General features: G+C 75.2%; 1 pseudogene. It reads right to left on the bottom strand.

What is annotated here, in order from left to right:
- Positions 1–40: 40 nt before the first annotated feature.
- A pseudogene (locus tag B9S58_RS02300) lies at positions 41–3,250 on the bottom strand (glycosyltransferase family 2 protein); the annotation flags it as partial.
- Positions 3,251–3,449 lie beyond the last annotated feature (199 nt).

The following is a 3,449-nucleotide window of genomic DNA, read 5'->3' as shown; positions in this document are numbered from 1 at the left end:
GTCGCGAGGCGGAATGCGGACGCGGGTGTCAGTGCAGCTTGGCGACGGCGAGCGCCTCCTCGGGCAGGTCGTCGTCGATCTCCCGGCGGCGGCCCGGCAGGGCCATGACCACCAGGACCACGAGCAGCCCGGCCTGCGCCCAGATCCACGCGGTGTGCGTGATCGGGGCGTCGTGGGTGAGGTCCAGGCGGCCGCCGGCCGCGGGCAGTTCGAAGCCCTGGGCCCAGCCGTCGACGGTCTTGCGGGTCAGGGGCTTGCCGTCCAGGGTGGCCGTCCAGCCCGGGTCGGCGGCGTCCGCGATCCGCAGCACGCGGCCCGCCTCGCCGGACGGGATCTCGGAGTGGGCCTCGACGGCGGCCGAACCGACCGGAAGGTGCTCGCCCTCACCGGACGCGGGGGTGATCATGACGCGGGCGACCTGGCGGTCCACCCGCCACAGGGCGCTGCCGTCGAGCTGGCTGAGGCGGCTGAGGCCGGGGGTCGAGTCGAGGACCCGGCTCATCTCGCGCGGTGCTCCGTCCCGGACGAGGACGTAGCGGATCGCGAAGCCGCTGAGCTGGCCGCCCTGGTCGGCGCCGGAGCCGGCGACGAGGTTGGCGACGACCTTGTCGAGGTGGCTGTTGCCGCCGACGGCCTCGGTGAGTTCGCCGTCGCCGAGGCGGGCGCCCGAACCGCGGACCAGGCTGTACGCCACGGAGTCGGACGAGGTGCCGCCCAGGACGAGGGTGCGCGGCTGGTCGCGGGTGGTGCTCTCCTCAGCCACGAAGGCGGGCACCTGGACGGGGTCGCGCCGCTCCAGGGGGCCGTCCGCGCCGCCGATCATCCAGCCGACCGCGGCCAGGACCGGGGCCAGTCCGGCGGCCAGCGCGATCAGTGCGGCGACGGGCTGGCGCCAGCCGAAGCTCTGCTCGGCGACCCGGATACGGGCCCCGTCCGCGCCCACCAAGGCGGCGGCGATCAGGGCGGTGCCGTGGACGAGGGTGGCGGGTCCAGCCCAGGTGGATCCGTTGGCGACGGCGGCGAAGAGGAAGCCGACGAGCGCGACCGCCCAGGCGGTGCGGACGGCGAACTGCCGCTCCTCGCGCAGCAGGGCGGCGAGCGCGGCCAGCACGATACCGAGGAGCAGGATACCGCCCGCCGCACCGGGGCCGCCGGGACTGATGCCGAGCAGGTCGAGGCCCGAAGCCGTCCCCGTACCGATGTCCAGGCCGGCTTCGGTCAGGAGCGCGGACGGGTTCGTCAGAAGGCCGATCGACCAGGGGGCGAGGACCAGCACCGGGGTGCCGACCGCGGCGACGAAGCGGAGTCCGTACGCGGTGATGTCGCCGCGCCGCAGCACCAGCACGCCGAGCCCGAGGACCACGGCGAGCGGCCAGACGATCGGGGTGAACGCCATGGTGACGGTCAGCAGCAGCGTGTACGCCCAGGTGGCGCGCCAGCTGCCGCGCTCCCCCGCCGCGCTGTCCACGCGCAGCCCGTGGGCGGCGACGCCCGCGCGGGCGATCAGCGGGAGCAGGACGAGGAGGACGGCGGTGCCGAGGCGGCCGGTGGCCAGGGCGCCGGTCGCGGCGGGCAGGAAGGCGTACGCGATGCTCGCCCAGGCCCGCAGCAGCCGGGAGGGCAGCAGCGGGCGGGAGGCGAAGTAGGCGGTGAGCCCGGCCAGCGGGATCGAGCAGACCAGCAGCACGCTGACGGCTAGGCCGGTCGAGCCGAGGAACAGGGCCGACAGGGCGGCGAGCACGGCGAGGTAGGGCGGGGCGGTCTGGGTACCGCCCGTGCCGACGGTGTGCCAGGCGTCCGCGTACCGCTCCCAGAGCGCACCGGCCTCGGCGGGGGCGGGCAGCAGGGCGCCGCCCGCCAGTGCGCCACCACTGAGGAGGTTGCGGCAGGCGACGAGGGAGACGATCAGGAGCAGCGCGAAGAGGACGGGTCCCGGTTTGCGGCCGATGCGCTTGAGGCGGGCGAACTGGTCGACTTCGAGGAAGTCGGCGTCGTCGCCGCCGGGCCCGGATTCGACGGCCCCGTGCCGCGAGCCGCCCGCGTCGGCGTCCGTACGGCCACCGAAGTTGCCCGCGACCTGGTCGACGGTGGCCCGGACGGTCGCGCCGGGCGGCGGGAACAGTGCGCGCAGCTCTGCCGCGTCGACGACGCCCTTTCCGCGGTTGCGGCGGGCTGCGAGGATGCGGCCGGGGCGCAGCAGGGTGCCGAGCAGGCCGGTGACCTCGTCGAGGGCCTGTCCCGGCACCTTGCCGACGAGGTAGGCGAGGGTACGGAGGAGGGTGCCGACGACGAGCCGGAGCATGACCCAGGGCAGGGCCTTGCCGCGGGCGTTGACGAGCATCGTGTAGACCGCGCCCGCCTTGTCGACGCGGTGCGGGCTGGCGACCGAGCGGCCGGCGCAGTCGATGGGGCGGCGCTCGCGGGCGGAGGCCTCGGCGTGCCGCAGGACGGCGTCCGGGGCGACGAGGACCCGGTGCCCGGCGAGGTGGGCGCGCCAGCACAGGTCCACGTCGTCGCGCATCAGGGGGAGCCCGCGGTCGAAGCCGCCGAGCTCCTCGTAGACATCGCGGCGGATGAGCATGCCGGCGGAGGAGACGGACAGGACGGTACGGACCTGGTCGTGCTGCCCCTGGTCCTGCTCGCGGCGGTCGAGCCCCGTCCAGCGGCGTCCGCTGTTGGCGATGGAGACGCCGACTTCCAGGAGCTGTTTGCGGTCGTACCAGCCGCGCAGTTTGGGTCCGACGATGGTGGCGTGCCGATCGGTGTCGACGACCCGCAGCATCTCGGCGAGCGCGTCCGGCTCGGGTGCGCAGTCGTCGTGCAGCAGCCAGAGCCACTGGACCGGTTCGCCGTGCGGCAGCTCGGGGAGGTCGTAGTTCTCGTCGACCCAGGTGCGGGTGGCCGGGTCCCAGCCGCCGGGGCGCTTGAGGTACGGCAGGTCGTCCGGGGTGAGGACACCGGCCGTGCGGGCCGCCTCGTCGACAGCCGTACCGAAGCTCGTGCGGCGTGCCAGGTGCAGGACGCGTTCGTCGCCGAGCGCCTCGGTGACCAGCCGGGCCGAGTCGTCGGCGCTGCCGGTGTCGGCGGCGACGGCGTTCTGTACGGGGCGTTCCTGCCCGAGCAGCCCGGCCAGTACGTCGGGCAGCCAGCGGGCGCCGTCGTGCGAGACGAGCACGGCGGTGACGACGTGCCGGGGGAACTCTGGGGCGGCGGCCGCGTTCGGCGCCGCGGAGTGGCTGTGCACGGACATCGAGGTACGGGCCCTCCGGCCGGGTCCGGGGGCGTATCCCCGGGGGCTGCATCGGTGTACACGCGCGCCCCGGCGGGGCGTTGGCGCGTCTCGGACGGGGCCCCACACTAACGGTACGGACAGGTGACGGGGGTCCGAGCGGGTGAAGGGGGCGGGTGCGGACCTGCCGACGGCCCGTCGGCCGAGCCCTGGGGAAGGG

Origin of the sequence: Streptomyces sp. SM11 (assembly GCF_002910905.1) — a bacterium.
Lineage (GTDB): Bacteria > Actinomycetota > Actinomycetes > Streptomycetales > Streptomycetaceae > Streptomyces.
Note: the sequence above shows the minus strand (reverse complement) of the source record. Positions and strands in the feature narration are given on the sequence as shown.